Below are 19,293 nucleotides of genomic sequence, written 5' to 3'. Positions count from 1 at the left end.
TAGTTTTTTAGTTTGTATTTTCTTGCATTTGTATTCTTGAGTTATCAATCCTATCATCAAAATCTCGATTTGAAAAAGCTAGCTCAATATACTTTTGTAGTTTTATTCTATCAGTTGTCCAATCCCGGATAATTGCATAGCTTGATTTTATATTATCAGCCAATCTAGCTGGCAATAAGGATGAAGTATGTTTTCCTGTTCCAAAGTCTGAATGTTCAGGAAGTTTTAAAGCTAGAATACCAGCATATTTGTCTCCTACTCTATAATCTAAAGCACCAGAAATTTCCCAGTCTACATGTTTTCTATGTTTCGTGTTTGGACCAACCAGAACAATTAAAACTGTAGTATCATTTAGATAGCCTTTATGTATAAGTTGTTTAATATATCCATCAGAATTTTGAGAATCAATATCACCATCTTCTACAGACTTATGCGTAATCAAATCACCAAATAGGATTTTAAAAGCCTCTTTATAAGGTTGGTCATCCCAATGGTAATAGCTTATGAAAACTTTTCTTTTTTTACTGTGTTCTGGTACAATGTACCATTCAAACCTTTCAGCATTGTATGTGAATAATCCTAAAGTTGTCCATGTTTCATCTATATTTTTTTTTATTGAGCAGAAAGATTTACCATTCCTAATCTGTTTTACCATCCAAGACCTATCTGCTTGATAACTTGTTGAACTTATATTCTCTCCCAAGTTTTCATAATATTCTATTGTGTCTATTAAACCTCCATTCATTGAGAGCTTTGATACACAGTAATCTCCCCACATATTAATTTTTTATTTTAGGTTATTATTCTATCCATTATATTACTCAATGGGTTTTGGTAATCATTATAATCATAAATATTTTTAGTTCTAATAAGAGTTTCTTTACTTATAGCAGTAACATTTGAAATTAAGCCATTTAAATCATAAATGTCTCGGACAATTTTTGCAGCTTTTAGATATTCTGGTAAACTCTTAGATATTCCTTTTAAACATAGTACACATAGGTCTGTTTTATCATATCCATATCCTACTTCAAAAGGTACCCATGTTGAATATAAAGTATTAGGAGATACTAAAACTAACATATGTGAGCTATTATTAATACCTCTTTTTATAGAATCAGTAACACCTTTAGCATTATTAGATTGATGATTGTCTTTTAAATCTGAATCATATTCATCATAATAAACATTAATACCCGCATTAATTAAGTAATCTGCTATTTTTTTTGCTTCTTGTTTATCCTTTTGTTGATGTGAAATGAAAACACATTTAACTCCTTGTCTCAGGAAATCAGCCCTTGAATCATATTTAGTTGGCCAATAGTATCTGTTCAATGCCATTGTAATTGGTTATAAGTTTTTAGTTAGCTACTAATTTACATAATTCATTTTTAATGATGAAATTCTTAATGAAAATCTAATTTAGGAACTATAAATAATTTTATTTTATGGGAATCCGTAATAACTTAATTTTTTTTTGCATTTCGCAAGAGCTCATTCCTCCTCAAAACTAATGCCCCCCACATATGTTTGAGGGAGCACCCCCTGTACCTTTCCTAATAGAAAATAAAATTTCAGGCAGCTATAAATTCTTTCTAAACTATAGTTTAACCTGAACAGATTTCTTAGGAAAGAGTAAATCTTTAACTCAAAAACTTAAAACAATGGTAAGAATTGTAGGTTACAAAACAAGACAAAGAGAAAATGGTACAAACTTTAACCTTTTAGAGGTTCATGGAGGTATTGAGATGGTATTAAGTCAAAAGACCAATCAATATTATGTCACAGCAAAGAAAACTTTTATTTCATCTACATTTGATGATGAAACTTGTAAGGCTCTAATAGGTACTCAGATGCAGGGTAGTATCATTAAACAAGAATGTGAGCCCTATGAGTACACTGTTAAAGATACCGGAGAAGTAATTATACTTAACCATAGGTTTGTGTATTCACCAGAAGAAACTATAGCTTCATCTAGTACAATACATGCTAGTGTTAATACTAGTTCTGATAGCTTTGAAGCAGATATACAAGCATTCTCTAAGAATGAGAAGCATGAAGCTGTATTAGCAGATTAGAATTAAATCCGTCCAGTTTTGGTAAGCTTATATATAGTAGTTACAAAAAGTGGACGGAATATCTTTATTACGCTAGTCTAGCTCAACTAAAATACTTCCACTTTAGTTTTTCATCTTATTATAGATAGAATAAAAGAAGTGAAAGTTTTTATTAATCCACACCTAATCTTTTTTATTTATGAAACAACATGTATCAGAAATACAAATCTCTTATTCTCCTAACATAATAGATACTATAATCTCTCATAGTAAATCTTCTTATGACATATCTTTAAGCTGTTGGAATTTACACACAATTGAAATATTTGAAGAGGTTAAGATTATATTTCTTAATAATGCTCTTAAAGTAATAGGATTTTATAACCTTTCAAAAGGTGGTATTTCTTCTACTGTAGTAGATATAAGATTGGTTTTGTCCATTGCTTTAAAATCTGTAGCAACCCACATCATCCTAGTGCATAATCATCCCAGTACCAACTTGAAACCCAGTAGGGCAGATATGGATATTACACAGAAATTAAAAACGGGATGTGACTTTTTGGAAATTAAGCTACTAGACCATTTAATTATCAATAGGGAATCTTACTTTAGCTTTGCTGATGAAGGATTATTATAAATCTAGCTCAATGATGTGTATTTCATAGTGGTGAAAGAGCAGATGAAATAAAATGGCTATTATATTCTTTCCATTTTTCTAAATCTCTATTAATCCAGATATATATATAATAGCTAAATCATACTTGTAATAGTGTATTATCTATTACTCTAGCTCAATATCCACTAAGTCAGAAAGTTTAATTTCCAATGCTTCTGCAATTCTGTATAGGGTAAATATTGTTGGATTGGTTCTTCCTGCTTCTATTCTTGAAATGTTAGTAGTATCAATTTCTCCTTCAATTCTCCCTACTAATTCAACTTGGGTTAGACTTTTACTATTTCTAATCTCCTGTATTCTTTTACCCACACTTTTTAACAATTCTGACTTTTCCATACTTGACATATTTGGCAAATCAAGAAAAGATTATTATGTTTGCGGTTAAATGCCATATATGACAATATTAATTTTTCTACTTATGGATTTCCGTAAGGTATCAATAATATTAAAAGATAAATTACCAATTAAAATAAACTAAACAATGAGAAAGATTTTACCATTAATTGTACTTGCTTTATCAAGTTTAAGCACTCTGTATGCACAACACATCAATATAGGTTCAACTAAATCAGAAGTTAAGAATATACAAGGAGAACCAACAAGTGTAGGGTCTTATGATACAGTTGAAGAGGAAATTTGGAGATATGGAGAAACTGGTATTGCTACTATTACTTTTAAGAATGGTAAAATAAAAAGCTTTAGAAACTACAATGGAATATTGAGAATTGGAGATAATTCTATAGTAGCTAAATCATCTAAAAAACCTAAATCTAAAGAGGAACTATGGAATGAGCTACAAGAAAAGGCTAATAATTATAAGTCTACAGATGCTACTGAACAGTATAGAGATCCAACAGGACTATATGGAAGTGGAGGGCAAAACATAAAGACCTTTCCAAAAGAGTATGAAGAAATGGCAGAAGCAAATAGATTAAATCCTTATGCAATGCCTGATGATATAGATCTCCAAAAGATGCAGAAAGAATATGAAAGAAAGAAGTATTTAAAATGGGGATTAATCAGCCTAGTAGTAATAGGATTCTTATTCTTGATATTTAAACTTAAAAAGAAAAAGAAATGAAAGTCATTTTTTTAGATGTTGATGGGGTATTAAACAATGCTGAGTATTACAAAAATAAAAGTCTGCATTCCCATCATAAAGAAAGTTCTCATTTTGACAGTAATAATACCAATGCTCTTAACAAGATTGTAGAAAGCACAAGAGCTAAAATAGTTATTAGTTCAGCTTGGAGAATGTTGAAGACTTTAGAAGAAATAACTATGTTATTTAATGAGGTTGGCATTAAAGCTGAAATAATAGGATTTACAGAGTCTCTACATTACAAAGACACTTATAAGATAGCTCCAAGAGGTTTAGAAATTCTCAAATGGATTAGAGATTATCACAGAACTTTAAAAGGGGGTTTAGAAAACTATGTAATCATAGATGATGAAGATGATATTCTTGATATTCAAGAGAAACACTTCTTCCACATAAATGATGTAGTTGGATTAACAGATCAAAATGCTGATGTTATTATAGAGTTCCTAAACTCTTACACCATCCCTATACAAGAATTACCTTAAACCAATACAATATGAAACTTATTACTTTTATCTTAGTCTTAATAACTCCATTTATTGTAAAAGCACAGTTTACTTTTAACTCAGATAATTATGAAGTAGATGGAAAAATCTATAATACACCTACTCAAATTTACTTTGATTCTGGTAAACCTCCTATGGTGCATCATGATAATGGATTGGATATTCGCAACTATCCTCTAAAACTAAGTAATGTTAAAGATACTGAAGAACCATTTATAGTAAATCTAGAACCTGATATAAGTCCAGAAAACTATGATAGTACAGTATTTAAAACTTATGGTTACAGAGGTTATCAGATTTACTTTAGAGGAGGAAAGATTATTGGTGTAGTAGAAATAATCAAATCCTATTATTCTAAAGTAGTCAGTATTATTAAATATAAATAATGAACCTAATTGTAAAGTAAACCACCTTAAATAGGTGGTTTTTTAATAAGTAAATTCTAATGAACAAAACAGATTTGCCTTTTAAAATTGGAAAACAATATGAGAAATGGGAGTTAGATTTAATACTCTTACCAAGTAAGATAAAAGAAAATGAATTGTTTACAAGCTATCTTTATGTAGGAAATCAGACAAAGACATTATTAGGTTTTCCACCTCATAGAATAGAACTTTTATTTCAATGGGATATTCTAAGTATTGTGATAATGACTTTTCTTGATAGAGATGTAGGTTACTACAATAAAATTTTAAATGTCCTAGAAGTAACATATGGAGTTTCAACAGAGATTGATAAATATGAAAAAGTAATTCAAGTTTTCAAAGTTAAAAACCATGAAATATGGTCTAACTATTCATCAGGTACTGTAAGTATAATCTATGGAAATCCTGATATATTAGCTACATATAGTTATTTCCTATTATGTTAGTAGTTTTATATAAAAGGCATCCTTTTAGGAATAACTTATTAAAGACTAATATGTAAAATGTTAAATATCAATATGAAATATAAACTTGTTCGAGCCCAGGTGGGACCACTACAAAAGACACTTACATTTCTGTAGGTGTCTTTTTCTTTTGTCGTATTAAAAAAGTTAATTCCTTAACTTTGTGTTATCAAAAAAAAGAATTATGTCAATAACAAATGAACATGAATTAATCGGAATGCAGAAGGCAAGTGAAGCCGTTGCATACACCTTAAAAGAAATGATTAATTATGCTCAGCCTGGTATGACAACTAAAGATCTTGATGAGTACGGAGCTAAAATTCTTTCTGACTTCGGCGCAAAATCTGCTCCTTACCTCACTTATGGATTTCCAGGTTGGACGTGCATCAGCGTAGATAATGAATTTTGTCACGGTATTCCGACGGATCAACGAGTTTTGAAAGAAGGAGATTTAATTAATATCGATGTTTCAGCAGAGCTCAATGGTTTTTGGGCTGATAATGGAGGTTCTTTTATCATTGGAAAAGATATTAATAAGCATCAGAAATTAGTTGATGCTTCTAAAGATATTCTGGAAAAGGCGATCAATAATATAAAAGGAGGAGTAAAAATAGCCAATATAGGTTTTTTGATGGAAACTGAAGCTAAAAAAAGAGGTTTTAAAGTAATTAAAAATCTCGGTGGTCATGGTATTGGGAGAAGCTTGCACGAGGAACCTGATGAATTATTAAATTATAAAAACCGTTTCGATAACAGACGTTTTAAGAAAAATTCTGTTGTTGCTATTGAAACATTTATTTCTACAGAATCAAATATTGCAATCGAGCTTAAAGACGGCTGGACAATGGTTGGCAATAAAGGTGGTTATATGGCACAACACGAACACACAATTATCGTAACCGATGGAAAACCAATTATTTTAACAGAAATGAATGGGATATTAAACTAAGATTTATATTTGATATAAAATTTTCAAACCTTTCTATACCTTATAGGAAGGTTTATTTTTTCACTTATATCAGCTTTTCTTCATTTTAATTAAAAAAAAATAAAATTTTTCCAACCCTTTTCCAACTTTCTGCATCTATATAAATAGAAACAGCTGTTACAAACTAAAATGACATTATCTATGAAAAGTTTATATATAAAATTACTCTTATTTTTTCCTGTTCTGTGTCTGGCGCAGATTCCGACCATTGAAACGGGAGATGGGAAAGGAGGATATGAAAAAAACAATCAGGTTGTTCTTCAGAAACTAAGTATTGAGACGAAGATCACTGGAAGGATTTCCACCAATGTAGTTACCATGGTTTTTAAGAATAATTCGAATCATTTAAGAGAAGGACGACTTACTTTTCCGCTTCCCGAAGGAGTAAATGCGAGTGGTTATGCTTTAGATATTAACGGAAAACTTCGAAATGCCGTTCCGGTAGAAAAAGAAAAAGCCAAAGAAGTTTACGAAACGATCAAAAAAAGAAACATTGATCCCGGAGTTTTGGAAAAAGTGGAAGGGAACAACTTTCGTACAACGATCTACCCGATCAATGCAAATGGCGGCGAAAGAACGGTCCAGATTACTTATAATTATGAATTGAAAAAATCGGGAACCAATTATCAATATTTTTTACCGTTAAATTATACGTCTGAAATTCCGGAATTCAATATCAAAACAACTGTTTTCCAGAATACAGATTCTCCGCAGTTGGAAGAAAAACCGGATGGAAGTTTTGATTTTATTAAAAACGGAAATATCTGGGTTGCAGAAACTCACAAGACAAAATATAAACCCGGAAATAATTTAAAAATAAATTTTCCTCAAAATAATGAAAACCAAAGTGTTTTAATTCAAAAAGCTTCCGGTGATTCATCCTATTTTCTGGCAAATCTAAATATTAATCCTAATGAAAGAGCAAAAAAGCTTCCGAATAAACTGGCGATTGTCTGGGATAATTCTTTAAGCGGAAAAAAACGAGACCAGGCTAAAGAATGGAGCTTGTTGGAAGAATATTTTAAGACCAATAAAAACCTGACCGTCAAAACATATTTCATTAATAATACTTTCGATGAAGGAAAAACTTTTAAAATAAATGAAGGAAACTGGGACGAATTAAAATCATATTTATCTCAGACAACATATGATGGCGGAACAGATTTCGGACAATTGAAATCAATAAGAGAAGATGAAATTCTATTTTTTACAGACGGACTATCTTCTTTCGGAGAATTGAAATTAGGGTGGAGCAAACCGACTTACACCATTTCATCATCCAATAATGTCAATTTTAATCAATTGAAATTCATCAGCAATAAAACTGGCGGAGAATTTTTGAACCTAAATGAAAATGATCCTAAAAAAGAAGTGAAAAAGTTATTATCCCAACCTTTAAAATTTTTAGGAATTGAAAATAATGCTTCGCTTTCAGAGGTTTATCCTTCTTTAACCCAAACAATTTCACAGGATTTTGTGTTAACGGGTATTTTAAAAGGAAATCAAACGACAATCAAAGCAAAATTCGGGTACGGAAATGATGTGACAGAAACAAAAACTATTACTTTAAATGTTAATGAACAAGCCATAAAAGATTGGGAAATCTCAAAATTCTGGGCTCAGAAGAAACTGAACGAACTGGAAATTTTTGAAAAACAAAACAAGGATGATATCAAAAGTGTAAGCAAACAATTCGGTTTGGTAAGCAATAATATGAGCTTAATGGTCTTGGAAAATGTTGAAGATTATGTACGTTACGACATTACTCCGCCTGCAGAACTAAGAACTCAGTTTAATGAAATTGTGAAAAATAACAGGGCAGCAAAAGATGAAAGAGTAAATGATCTGATGAGCGACGCCGAAGAAATGACGCAGAATTTAAAAGAATGGTGGAAAAAAGAATATAAGCAAAAGGAAAAGTCAAAACGTTATCCTGAACCTAATCAAGACTATTACGACATAGACTCTACAACCGGAAGAAGTATGAGGATTGAAGAAGTTGTAGTAACAGCTCCCCGCCAAAGTGTAAGTTCGCCGGTTTATACACCTCCTGCATCAAATGCGGTTGCAGATGTGGCGCCAATTTCAAGTCCACAGTCTGACGAAGCTGTTGAAATTTCTAAACCCGGATCACCTATTGCTGATCGTCGCTCTAATGACATAGAAGAAGTAGTAATGGTAGGTTATAACAAGGTTTCTCGAAAAGAAGCACAAACTTCGGCATCTGTGAGTGTCACTTCTGAACCTGTAAGAGAACAGCCACAGATCAGTGTAAGAGGAATGTCTTCTGTTGCTTCAAATAATGCAGTTCAGGCCTTGCAAGGTAAAGTTTCAGGAATAACCGTCAATTCTGGATGGAGTACACAAACAGATTCAGTGAGAACGCAGGATATTTCGGAGGTCGTAAATTCTGGAAGAATGAGTGTGATTGATATGAATTCTAAAGCAGAATACATGAAGCTTTTCAATGAGGCTAAAAATGCAGAAACGATTTATCAGACCTATCTTAAAAACAGAAAAGATTATGAAGGCTTACCTCAGTATTATTTTGATATTGCTCAGTTGCTGTTTAAATATAATGATAAAAAGTTAGGGTTAAAGGTATTGAGTTCTATTGCAGATCTTGATATTGAAAATGAGGAATTATATAAATTATTAGCTTACAAATTAAAGCAGGCTGAGGTTTTTGATAAAGAACTTTTTGTAACTCAAAAAGTATTGGAATGGCGACCTTTTGATCCTCAAAGTTATAGAGATTATGCTTTGGCTTTGGAAGATAATAAACAATATCAGGGAGCTTTGGATAATTTGTATAAAGTTTTGACGCAGTCTTATACTCAGGAATTGGCAGATCGTGATGACGGAATTGAAGAAACAATCATTATGGAAATCAATCAATTGATTGCTAATTACAGAAATAAATTAGACCTGAAAAAGATCAATACTAAGATCATTGCAGATCTTCCGGTAAACATCAGAGTGGTAATCAACTGGAACAAAGATGATACAGACATCGATCTTTGGGTAACAGATCCGAATAATGAACGTTGTTATTATTCTCATCCGGCAACTGAAATAGGAGGAAGATTGAGTAATGATTTCACAAGAGGTTTCGGTCCGGAGCAGTTTTTACTGAAAAAAGCCATCAAAGGAAAATATAAAATTCAGACCAATTTCTTTGGTGAAAGACAGGTCGGAATTGCAGGACCGACAGCGATTATGGCAGAAGTTTATATCAATTATGCAACAGGAAGACAGGAAAGAAAAATAGTGGTTTTTCAAAATCAGAAAGAGAATGAAAGAGGTAGTGACGACGGAATTCTGATTGGTGAGTTTGAGTTTTAGGTAGAAAACTTTTACAATTCCGATGATTGTGGTTGTGGAATTTGTTCAGGTTTTATTCTCGCAGGCAAAGCAAGTGTAGAGTATTTAATTAAGCTTATAAACCGTATGATCTGAGACTTTTAATCAATTTAATTAAAAATCTGCATCATCTGCAAACCTGCGGGATTTTTTAACAGAAGAGGTAAAAACATAAATAAAATTGAATGTGAATGTGAGTTAGAAGTGGTCGATGTATAATGAAGGAGATTGAGTTTGGAGCGTCTGCAGAAATGCGGACGCTTTTTATTTTTAAGGATAATTTTTTGTATCTTTTTATTAAAATTATTTTAATACAGAACCTTATGAGGCAAATATGTATTCTATTATTATTGTTTTTCGGGGTAAAAATGAATGCTCAGACAGTTTTTTCAACTCAGTATTCGAGTCAGGCCGAAGTGAAAGTTTTTGTTTGTCAATATGAAAGTCAGGCAGATCTGAAAGTTTATAAAGCAGAATACGACAGCCAGGCAGGTGGAAATGAAGGAAAATGGTTTTTTACGAAATATAGCAGTCAGGCAAAGAAAAAAATATATTTTGTAGAAACTGAAAGTTCTGCAGACCTGAAAATATTCTTTGTGAAATATTCAAGTTCGGCGGGTTGGAGAAATAATGCTAAGAAGCATTTGATGTACTAGAAAAATAAATTTGTGTCTATATTCTTATAAATAAAACAAGAGTCTGTTCTTTGGAGCAGACTTTTGCTTTTTTATAATAAATTAAAAAAGTTTTTAACCAAAAATGGATTTTAAATTATATTTATTTTGAAAAATAATAAAGTAGGTTAATTTTTTGAATGTGAGTGTGTTGTTTTGGTTAAATGTTGGGAAAGTACTACATTATTTGTTGGGTTTTCACAGCAAATTTTATGGTTTTTAATTTATAGGTTTGTGATGTTAAACCAATAAATTATTTCGATTATGAAAAAAACATTTTTATTAGGAGCTTTATTAGTGGCGGGTGTAGCGAGTGCATTTCAATTCAGGACTTCTTGCGGACAAGTAGTACAAGTTAGTCAAACTATTGCTGATCACATGACATTGAATCAATTGGCAGATTATCTTGGTGACGTGAATAGTGAAAATTGTCCTAACGCAGGTGCTGTAGTTATTCATATCTACTATCATTAATCGTTTAAAAATTGTATGGCCGCCATAAAAATTGGCGGTCTATTTTTCACATTTGAAGAAAAATTAAAAATGAAAAAAAACTATTTATATTACATTTATTTATTATAACCATTGTTTTTTCTCAGAAAAAATTTGATGTAGTCTATGAAGCAGATTATAAACTAAATTATAAACTGTCTAATGCAAATAATTATAAAAAAGAAACGACTTTTGCGCTACTTGTCAATGAAAAATCTTCATTTTTTAAAGATTTACATAAATATATTTCAGATTCACTTGAAGTAGAAAAGAAGCTAAATTCACTTGAAGAAGCTATGAAGTATAATACAGATTTTCGGGATTATATTGGAACAACATCTGCTAAAATGTATGTTACTGCTGAAATTAATTATGTAGCTTATGAATATGAAGAATTGAATAATACCAATTGGAAAATCAAAAATGAATTTAAAACAGTAGCAGGTTATAAATGCCAGAAAGCAGAAACTACAAAATATGGCAGAACATGGGTTGCCTGGTTTACTCCTGATATTCCCTTCCAGTTTGGACCTTATAAATTTAATGGCTTACCGGGTCTAATTGCCGAAGTGTATGATACTAAAGATGATTATCATTATACACTTTATACTTTTAGAAAGAGAAAATATACTTGCAAATCTGCTAATAATGCAACCAATGTTAAAAAATTAACAAAGGAAAAAGTAGTTGAAATTTTTAAGAATAGACTTGCCGGTAAAATGAGATTGAATGAACAATTTATTGAAAGCAAAGATGATATTGAAAGGATGAGACGAAATGCTACTGAAGCAGAAAAAAACTTTAACCCAATAGAATTAAAGATAGAGTAATAACTAATAAAGCCTTGCAAAACTTGCAGGGCTTTATTAGTTTTTTAACACTCAATTTTTTTTTCTCTAAAAGTATTGTTAAATCCTTATTATTGATGAGGATTTTTTGTGATTAATAAAAAATTATTTCTACTTTTGATAAAATTATCTTATTGAATAGAATTATGTTCATAGTTAAAAATTCCTTTATCGGATTAATTTGCGCAATCGGTTGCGTAAATGCAGGTTTTTTATCTGCACAATCATTGGTACAGGTGAAAAATACTTTGGATTTTTCTAGAAATGAAGTGGTTGCAGTTCCTGTTTCACAATTAAAATCGTTTTTGAATAATAACAAAGAAACAGACCTTAGAATAAAAGACAACGAAGGAAAATTTCTTACAATTCAATGGATCGATTTCAATGGAGACGGAAAAAATGATGAATTACTTTTTCAGGTAAACATTCCGGGGAAATCTTCTGAAAGTTTTACAATCGTAGCAGACGGAAAAACTCCGGTTCCTGAAAGTAAATTAACAACCTATTCAAGATTAGTTCCGGAAAGAGCGGATGATTATACATGGGAAAATGATAAAATTGCATTCAGGGTTTATGGTCCGAAAGGGCAGAAGGAAGCTTTGGAAGGCGTTAAAGGAAGTACACTTTCAAGCGGAGTTGATATCTGGCTGAAAAGAACGGATCAATCGATAATCAATAAATGGTACAAAGGTTATCTTACGGATCCTATGTATTATCACAAAGATACGAGAGGCGAAGGTTACGATCCTTATCAGGTCGGAGACAGCCGCGGAACAGGAGGAATCGGAATTTGGAAGGATGAAAAACTTCAGGTTTCTCAGAATTTTGTAAGTTCTAAAACCATTGCAGAAGGGCCTTTGAGAACTGTTTTCGAATTGACCTACAATCCGTGGAGTGAATTTGGAGTAAAAGAAACAAAAAGAATTTCTTTGGATCTGGGTTCTAACTTTTCAAAATTTGAATCCGGTTTTGAATCAGAAAGACCTGCTCCAAATTATACAATAGGAATTACTTTGCATAAAAATGAAGGTGAAGCAAAACTCAACGACAAAAACGGATATTATCTTCATTGGGAAAAAATTGATGACGCTTTTGTAGGAGAAGGAGTCGTTGTAGATCCAAAAATTGTAGAAAAATCTAGTGCTTTTAAGTCTGAAATTCCCGATCAGAGTAATTTATTAGTTGTTACAAAACCACAGCAAAAATTGGTTTATTATGCCGGATTTGCATGGCAAAAAAGTGGACAGATCAATACGCAAAAAGACTGGGAAAATATCTTACAAAAACAATCTCAGATCATTGCAAATCCTTTAACAGTAAGGGTTAAATAATTTTTTAAGGATGAAATTAAAAATATATACAATCGCTCTTGGGTTAATTGTCATTAACCTTTCCGCTCAGGTAAAAGATACTTTGGCTGAAAAAATGTTGATCTATCAGCTTCCGAACGGAGGTTGGGGAAAACAGTTGAATGATAAATCTGTGGTGAATTACAATTTGTCTTTAGATAAAAATCTGCTAAAAAAGATTAAAGAAACCGGCGATGATCACGCAACGATCGATAACAATGCGACTTCAAAGGAAATTAATTCTTTAATAAAAGCATATTCAACCACAAAAAATCCGGAATATCTGAAGTCTGCAGAAAAAGGAATCAGCTATCTTCTTTTGATGCAGTACAAAAATGGTGGTTTTCCGCAATATTATCCGAATACAGGATTGTACAGAAAACAGGTTACGTACAACGACAATGCTATGATTAATGCGTTGACGGTTTTATATAATGTGGCAGAAGGGAAAAATGATTTTAATGTGGTTGATTCAAAATTAAAAGAAAAATCAAAAATTGCTGTCCAAAAAGGAATTGAATGCATTTTAAAAACTCAGGTTCTCCAAAAAGGAATTCCTTCAATTTGGGGAGATCAGTACAATGAAGTTACTCTTCAACCTGATAAAGCAAGGGCTTTTGAACCCATTTCTTTGGCAACCGCAGAATCTGTAGGAATCGTAAGATTTTTAATGTTACAGCCTGCCACTCCTGAAATTGAAAAATCTGTAAAATCTGCTGTAAAATGGTTTAAAGAGAATGATATCGAAGGCTACAGTTATAATGTTTCAAAAGTAAACGGAAAGGCTGTCAGAACATTGGCGGAAGATAAAAATTCTGTGATATGGGCAAGATTTTATGATATTAATAATAACAAACCTCTTTTCGGTGACCGTGATGGAAGTGTGAAGTACAATTACAACGAAGTTTCCGAAGAGCGAAGAAATGGGTATAGCTGGTTTGGTGATTTTGCCGATAAGCTGATTAATAAAGAATACCCGAAATGGCTTGAAAAAAATAAAATTTCTGATCAATAGTTAATTTCAGGTTCGTAGGAAAAGTTAGGAAAATATTTAGTAAAAAAATTAGGAAACTACGTATCTGCAAGAAAAAAGACTGAGAATTTCTCAGTCTTTCTTGTTTTAATTTGTTTCATAAAATTATAATGAATTACAGATATTTCCTGTTAGTGTTGCTCCCGCATTTGCCGTTACATCAGACTTTACAGAAGATAAAGAAAGCGTCGGGATCGTATAAGGAGGAGTGAACGCTGTACCACTTCCTGCTGTGTTTCCTGTAACATTGGTAAATGTATTGTTGGAAGTAACCGTAACCGCTGTGTAACCGCTCATCAGGTTAATAGGCTCTTTTACATTCTCAAATACGTTTCCATCGACACGGATATTCGCCTGAACTCCTGCTGCAATGCATTTGTTGCTTACAGAACTGTTGAAATAGCTGTTAAGAATATGGATTTTTCCAAATCTCACTCTCGGCATACGCTCTCTGCATCCCGGAGCCCACCAGCAACGAACGAATGTTACATTCAGTTTTCCTGCATCAGCAGTTGCGCCGTCGCTTGATCCGATCAGATTAGAGAATCTGTGATCATCCGTTCCTCCTGAACCACCGGGTTTCGGAGCTTTTAGATAATGGAACTTTGTGTAAGAAACTGTAACGAAGTCTGATTTGTTTTTAATATCAAAATTCCCGTCGACACCGTCTCTGAACTCACAATGGTCGATCCATACATTTCTGCAGTCATCTAAAATAGCATTGTCCCAACCATCTGTATCATAAGCTCCCGGACCTTCAAAAATCAGGTTTCTGATAACAATATTGTTGCATCTTTTAATATTGATAATTCCTGATCCGCTTGCAGTCTGATCCGTAGAAACCAACTTTGCACCGCTTGTACCGTAAAGTGTTTTTCCTGTTTGGTCCTGAAGTGACAGACGAGTGGTAATAGTGATCGTTCCTGTCACTTTAATGACTTTTACCGCCGTGTTTTCGATAGCAGCTTTTAACTGTACATACGTCGTTACTGTAGTTTCGGCAGCGGTTCCTCCGCCGGTTGTTCCACCGTTTTGGGAAGCCCATCCCGGAGCTGTACAGTTTTCTAAAGGAACCACTGCATTGGCAACGAGTTCGCTTTTAAGATTAAATTCGTTTGGGGTTTCTGTTAAGTCCGTTTTAATGTCTTCCTGACCGCAGCCAATTAATGCAAAAGACGAACTGAGAACTGCCGTAAACAGGGCAGCTTTAATTTTTGATTTCATAGTATATATATTTTGTAATGTATTGAATTATAAAATTACAAAATTGATACTTAATTGTTTTATATTTTAATATATCAATATTTATATAATTATAATGTTAAATATTATATTAATTCAACCGATTACACTTTAATATATCATTAATTGTTTTTGTTGTTTGACTTTTTTATTGAAAAATTATTTTATTTCAAAAACATACGTTTTATTTTTCTCCGTATTAAAATCAAACATCCGAGTTTCAGGAACTGGAAAACCTTTTAATTCTGCTTTTTCAGAAACTAAAGGTATTTTAATTGCATTTACCTGATAATATTCATTAGGATTTTCTCCAGTTGAATTTTTTAATTGAGCCTTAGATTTTAGATTGATATTTTTCGCAATTCTGATTCTGCAGTTTCCGCCTAAAGTAGATTTGATGGTCAATTTTGTCAATTGAGAATTTTTCCATTCGATATCGATTTCAAAGCCACCTCTTGCTTTTAAACCTTTGATATTTCCATTCGGTAAAGCGTTGGGAAGTGCAGGTAAAATGTAAAGATAACCGTCATAACTTTGAAGCAGCATCTCTGCAATTCCTGATGTACAGCCAAAATTTCCATCAATCTGAAAAGGCGGATGCGCATCCAGAAGATTAGGATACGTTCCCCCAGATTGCCCTTTTGTTTCCATAGGAGCAGGAGTTAATTGGTCTGAAATTAGTTTAAAAGCCCGGTTTCCATCCAATAATCTTGCCCACCAATTAACTTTCCATCCCATCGACCAGCCGGTAGATTTGTCACCTCTGTAAGTCATGGAATTTTTTGCAGCTTCCGACAAGTCAGGATTTCTGAAAGGCGAAATTTGTCCCGAAGGAAAAAGCCCGTACAAATGCGAAATATGCCTGTGTTTATCATCGGTTCTGTCCATATCTTTCAGCCATTCCTGCAATTGAGCGTGTTGCCCGATTTGCATAGGCGGAAGTTTATTTAAGACGGTTTTCACTTCATCCGAAAGATTTTTATCCTCATTAAGAACTTTCGAAGCACTAATAAAATTATTAAAAACATCAAAAACCAATTGATTATCCATCGTTGTTCCGGCAGTAATTCCTACACTGTTCATATAAGTATTTTCCGGGGACATGGATGGGGAAACTACAAGATATTTTTTCGAAGGATCTTGTTGAAGGACGTCTAAATAAAATAAAGCAGAACCTTTTAAAGCTGGATAATATTTTTTCAAAAATTCTTTGTCTCCGGTGTATAAATAATGATTCCAAAGATGCTGTGTAAGCCACGCTCCGCCCATCGGCCACATTCCGTAGAAGCCACCGTCCACAATGCCTGTGATTCTCCACAAATCTGTGTTGTGGTGCATATTCCAGCCTCTTGCGTGATACATTTCTTTGGCAGATTCCTGTCCGGTCACCGACAGATCCTGAATCATATCAAATAAAGGCTCGTGCATTTCACTCAGATTCGTATTTTCGGCGGGCCAGTAATTCATTTCTGTATTGATATTGACCGTGTATTTGCTGTCCCAAGCCGGATTTAACTGATAATTCCAGATTCCCTGTAAATTGGCGGGCTGAGTTCCCTGTTGTGAAGAGGAAATCAAAAGATAACGACCAAATTGGAAATACAGAGCAACCAGATCAGGATCTTTTGAAGTGGCAAATTCTTTTATTCTGACGTCGGTTGTTTTCTTTGCCTGTTCTGTTGTTCCTAAATCCAGACTGACACGCTTGAAATATTTCTGATATTTTTCAATATGAGCTTTTAATTCAATATCGTATTTTTTGTTTAAAACTGATTGTAAGTATTCCGAAACTTTCGCATCCGGATTTCCTGAAATATCATTATATTTTTTGAAATTGGTTGCAATTGAAACATAGATAACTACTTCATCTGCTCCTGAAATATTAAGTTGATCTTGAGTTGAGGTTAATTTTCCACCTTTTAAAACAGGAACAGCAACCGTTTTGAAATTGATTTTCCCAATTTTGTTATCAACTGAGCCACTCGTTCCGGTGATCACCAATTGATTTTTCTCCGTAAAAATTGATTTTTTCAAATGTGGAGTAGAAGCGTTAATGGAAAAGTTTAAACTGCCTTTTTTACTTGAAGATAACTTAATTACGATGACATTATCTACAAAAGAAGAGAAAATCTCACGCTTGAAAGTTACTCCGTTTACTTCGTAAGAAACAGTGTTTAAAGCTTTTTCAATGTCTAAAGTTCGGGTATAATTTTTAAAATTTTCATGACCTTTAAAATCCAGAAACAAATCGCCCATCGTTTGATAAGGCATTCCGTAATTCAGATCTTTCGGTGCAGCTCTCGGATATGTTTTGTTGGAAAGATTTTGAGCTTCCTCGAATTTACTTTCATTCAATAATCTTCTTATTTTCTGAATACTGTCGAATGTATTTTTCGGAACATTATTTCCCGGTTCTCCAGCCCAGATTGTTTCTTCGTTAAGCTGAAGATGTTCCTGTGAAGCTCCGCCAAAAACCATTGCTCCCAATCTTCCGTTTCCGATGGGTAGAGCTTCGTTCCAGTTTTCTGCGGGCTTGTTGTAAGTCAGTTTTAAATTCTGTTGTGCTTGAACAGAGATTGAAATCACCGCTCCAAAAGCCAATAAAAAGATTTTATGTTGAATGGTTTTCAGCATGATTTAATATTTAAAATTACTTATCACCAATTACTTATTATTTATCGTTTTCAACCAGTCTGAGCATAATTTTTTCCAGTTGTCCGTGAGCTCGGTTTTATTCATAATTCCGATTTTATGTTCACCTTCTGGAAAAATAAATAGGGAGCCTTTTACTTTATTTTTTATCATTGCCTGATAATACAAAATACTGTTCATTACAGGAACCGTTTTATCATTTTGTGCATGAATCAAAATCGTGGGCGGTGTCTTTTCTGTTACTCGATTTTGCATAGAATATTCGCTTATCTTTTCCTGTGAAGCATTTTCGCCAAGCAAACTGTTGCGACTTCCGACGTGTGCAAATTCGCCCAAATCAATAACCGGAGAGACCAAAATTGCAAAATTCGGAATGGTAGGAATATTTTCCCAATCGCCTTTTAATTCTGTATAATCTGTAGAAATATTACTAGCCATTGCAGCCAGATGTCCACCTGCAGAAGTTCCTATAACTCCGACCTGATCGGGTGAAATGCCATATTGCTCAGCATTTTTTCTAAGATATTTTATAGCTGCCTGAATATCCTGTAACGGAGCGAGTTCTCTTTGCTTGACATCGGGCGAAATCGGTAATCTGTAATTCAAAACAAACGCAGAAATTCCCAATGTATTGAACCATTTTGCAATTTGAAAACCATTCAAATCGTAGGTAAGTTTGTAATATCCGCCACCGGGAATAATGATAACAGACATATGTTTTCTATCTTCTTTGGGAGGTAAAAATGCGAAAAGTTCGGTTTCCTTAATTTGTGTAATTCGTCCTTCTTTTTCTTCGGTCTTCAATGGTAAGCCTTTAGAATTCGGCATCTGTCCTTTTGGCCAAACGTTGATTTTCTCCTGAGCTGAGAATTGAGTGAAAAGTGAAATTAATACTATTAAAACAGCTTTTTTCATTGCTTGTTAATTTGTGATTATAGTAAAAGTATGTTTGCTAAACCTTCAAGGTTTCAAAAACCTTGAAGGTTTGAATTTTTAGAAACTAATCTTTAAGAAAATCCTCTCTAAACGGAGTAAAAGCATCAATCAATTGCCCTGCTTCCAGACATTTTACGCCATGAAAAATATTAGGCTGCGCAAAAAATCCGTCACCTTGTTGTAAAATTTTAACTTCACCGTCAACTGTAACTTCAAATTTCCCTGAAGTAACATACGTGATCTGCGAATGAAAATGCTGATGTAAAGCCCCAATTGCATCTTTTTCAAATCTTACAATCACCATCATTACCTGTGAATTGTATCCAACGAATTGTCTGGATACTCCACCTCCTAAATCTTCCCATTCGGAATTACCGTCAAAGAAGGGTTCTTTTTTGAATTTCATTATATGTTTTTTAATTATTAACTAAATTTTTTGCGCTCAATTTGTCATTTAGACGAAGGAGAAATCTATCTGTTTAATGG

General features: G+C 33.0%; 20 protein-coding genes. 13 read left to right on the top strand and 7 right to left on the bottom strand.

Going from position 1 to position 19,293, the window contains the following annotated elements; translation table 11 throughout:
- Positions 1-7: 7 nt before the first annotated feature.
- Together ABD745_RS11710 and ABD745_RS11705 are read right to left on the bottom strand one after the other, a co-directional pair.
- Positions 8-778 (bottom strand): TIR domain-containing protein, encoded by a 771-nt coding sequence (locus ABD745_RS11710; RefSeq protein WP_344829846.1) that lies wholly within the window; start codon positions 776-778, stop codon positions 8-10.
- 14 nt (positions 779-792) lie between these two features.
- Positions 793-1,341, bottom strand: coding sequence for a toll/interleukin-1 receptor domain-containing protein (locus ABD745_RS11705; RefSeq protein ID WP_344829844.1), 549 nt, complete (start codon positions 1,339-1,341; stop codon positions 793-795).
- A gap of 323 nt (positions 1,342-1,664) precedes the next feature.
- On the opposite strand from ABD745_RS11705, the gene ABD745_RS11700 reads away from it, so the two are divergent.
- Both ABD745_RS11700 and ABD745_RS11695 read left to right on the top strand, forming a co-directional pair.
- The gene (locus tag ABD745_RS11700) at positions 1,665-2,078 is read left to right on the top strand and encodes a hypothetical protein (protein WP_344829841.1); all 414 of its coding nucleotides are present in this window, start codon (positions 1,665-1,667) and stop codon (positions 2,076-2,078) included.
- A gap of 178 nt (positions 2,079-2,256) precedes the next feature.
- The gene (locus ABD745_RS11695; protein WP_344829838.1) at positions 2,257-2,694 is read left to right on the top strand and encodes a JAB domain-containing protein; all 438 of its coding nucleotides are present in this window, start codon (positions 2,257-2,259) and stop codon (positions 2,692-2,694) included.
- Between the two features lie 144 nt (positions 2,695-2,838).
- Here the strand turns inward: ABD745_RS11695 and ABD745_RS11690 are convergent, their stop codons facing one another.
- Entirely contained in the window at positions 2,839-3,069 is a 231-nt protein-coding gene (locus tag ABD745_RS11690) for a helix-turn-helix domain-containing protein (RefSeq protein WP_344829835.1), read from the bottom strand.
- A gap of 145 nt (positions 3,070-3,214) precedes the next feature.
- Here ABD745_RS11690 and ABD745_RS11685 point away from each other — a divergent pair, with 145 nt between their 5' ends.
- From ABD745_RS11685 to pelA, 11 genes are all read left to right on the top strand, one after another.
- The gene (locus ABD745_RS11685) at positions 3,215-3,814 is read left to right on the top strand and encodes a hypothetical protein (protein WP_344829833.1); all 600 of its coding nucleotides are present in this window, start codon (positions 3,215-3,217) and stop codon (positions 3,812-3,814) included.
- Positions 3,811-4,320, top strand: a complete 510-nt coding sequence (locus ABD745_RS11680; protein ID WP_344829831.1) for an HAD domain-containing protein — start codon at positions 3,811-3,813, stop codon at positions 4,318-4,320. Before ABD745_RS11685 ends, ABD745_RS11680 begins: the two co-directional genes overlap by 4 nt.
- An 11-nt stretch (positions 4,321-4,331) precedes the next feature.
- Positions 4,332-4,727, top strand: coding sequence for a hypothetical protein (locus tag ABD745_RS11675; protein ID WP_344829829.1), 396 nt, complete (start codon positions 4,332-4,334; stop codon positions 4,725-4,727).
- Positions 4,728-4,786: 59 nt separating this feature from the next.
- A complete protein-coding gene (locus ABD745_RS11670; protein WP_344829826.1) occupies positions 4,787-5,212 on the top strand; it encodes a hypothetical protein in 426 nt (141 codons plus the stop codon).
- A gap of 202 nt (positions 5,213-5,414) precedes the next feature.
- Positions 5,415-6,179, top strand: a complete 765-nt coding sequence (map, locus tag ABD745_RS11665) for a type I methionyl aminopeptidase (RefSeq protein ID WP_344829824.1) — start codon at positions 5,415-5,417, stop codon at positions 6,177-6,179.
- Between the two features lie 180 nt (positions 6,180-6,359).
- Positions 6,360-9,563 carry a VIT domain-containing protein gene (locus ABD745_RS11660; RefSeq protein ID WP_344829820.1) on the top strand — a complete coding sequence of 1,068 codons (3,204 nt, stop codon included), beginning with the start codon at positions 6,360-6,362 and terminating at the stop codon, positions 9,561-9,563.
- A gap of 386 nt (positions 9,564-9,949) precedes the next feature.
- Positions 9,950-10,237, top strand: coding sequence for a 7(1) septoil knot domain-containing protein (locus ABD745_RS11655; RefSeq protein ID WP_344829818.1), 288 nt, complete (start codon positions 9,950-9,952; stop codon positions 10,235-10,237).
- A 282-nt stretch (positions 10,238-10,519) separates the two neighbouring features.
- Positions 10,520-10,729 (top strand): hypothetical protein, encoded by a 210-nt coding sequence (locus ABD745_RS11650; RefSeq protein WP_344829815.1) that lies wholly within the window; start codon positions 10,520-10,522, stop codon positions 10,727-10,729.
- A gap of 62 nt (positions 10,730-10,791) precedes the next feature.
- Entirely contained in the window at positions 10,792-11,577 is a 786-nt protein-coding gene (locus ABD745_RS11645) for a GLPGLI family protein (protein WP_344830068.1), read from the top strand.
- A gap of 164 nt (positions 11,578-11,741) precedes the next feature.
- Positions 11,742-12,926, top strand: a complete 1,185-nt coding sequence (locus tag ABD745_RS11640; RefSeq protein WP_344829812.1) for a DUF4861 domain-containing protein — start codon at positions 11,742-11,744, stop codon at positions 12,924-12,926.
- 10 nt (positions 12,927-12,936) lie between these two features.
- Positions 12,937-13,959, top strand: a complete 1,023-nt coding sequence (pelA, locus tag ABD745_RS11635) for a pectate lyase (protein ID WP_344829810.1) — start codon at positions 12,937-12,939, stop codon at positions 13,957-13,959.
- Positions 13,960-14,082: 123 nt separating this feature from the next.
- Here the strand turns inward: pelA and ABD745_RS11630 are convergent, their stop codons facing one another.
- The 4 genes from ABD745_RS11630 to ABD745_RS11615 all read right to left on the bottom strand — a co-directional run bounded on the left by ABD745_RS11630 (position 14,083) and on the right by ABD745_RS11615 (position 19,213).
- On the bottom strand, positions 14,083-15,201 hold the full coding sequence (locus ABD745_RS11630; RefSeq protein ID WP_344829808.1) for a pectate lyase family protein: 1,119 nt from the start codon (positions 15,199-15,201) through the stop codon (positions 14,083-14,085).
- A 177-nt stretch (positions 15,202-15,378) separates the two neighbouring features.
- Positions 15,379-17,853, bottom strand: coding sequence for a glycoside hydrolase family 95 protein (locus ABD745_RS11625; protein ID WP_344829806.1), 2,475 nt, complete (start codon positions 17,851-17,853; stop codon positions 15,379-15,381).
- A 30-nt stretch (positions 17,854-17,883) separates the two neighbouring features.
- On the bottom strand, positions 17,884-18,786 hold the full coding sequence (locus tag ABD745_RS11620; protein WP_344829804.1) for an alpha/beta hydrolase: 903 nt from the start codon (positions 18,784-18,786) through the stop codon (positions 17,884-17,886).
- 85 nt (positions 18,787-18,871) lie between these two features.
- Positions 18,872-19,213: a cupin domain-containing protein gene (locus ABD745_RS11615; RefSeq protein ID WP_344829802.1), complete on the bottom strand. Its 342-nt coding sequence runs from the start codon at positions 19,211-19,213 to the stop codon at positions 18,872-18,874.
- Positions 19,214-19,293 lie beyond the last annotated feature (80 nt).

Origin of the sequence: Chryseobacterium ginsenosidimutans (assembly GCF_039536845.1) — a bacterium.
GTDB classification, from domain to species: Bacteria; Bacteroidota; Bacteroidia; order Flavobacteriales; family Weeksellaceae; genus Chryseobacterium; species Chryseobacterium ginsenosidimutans_B.
The sequence above is the reverse complement of the archived record's forward strand: the minus strand, read 5'-3'. Positions and strand labels throughout refer to the sequence as shown.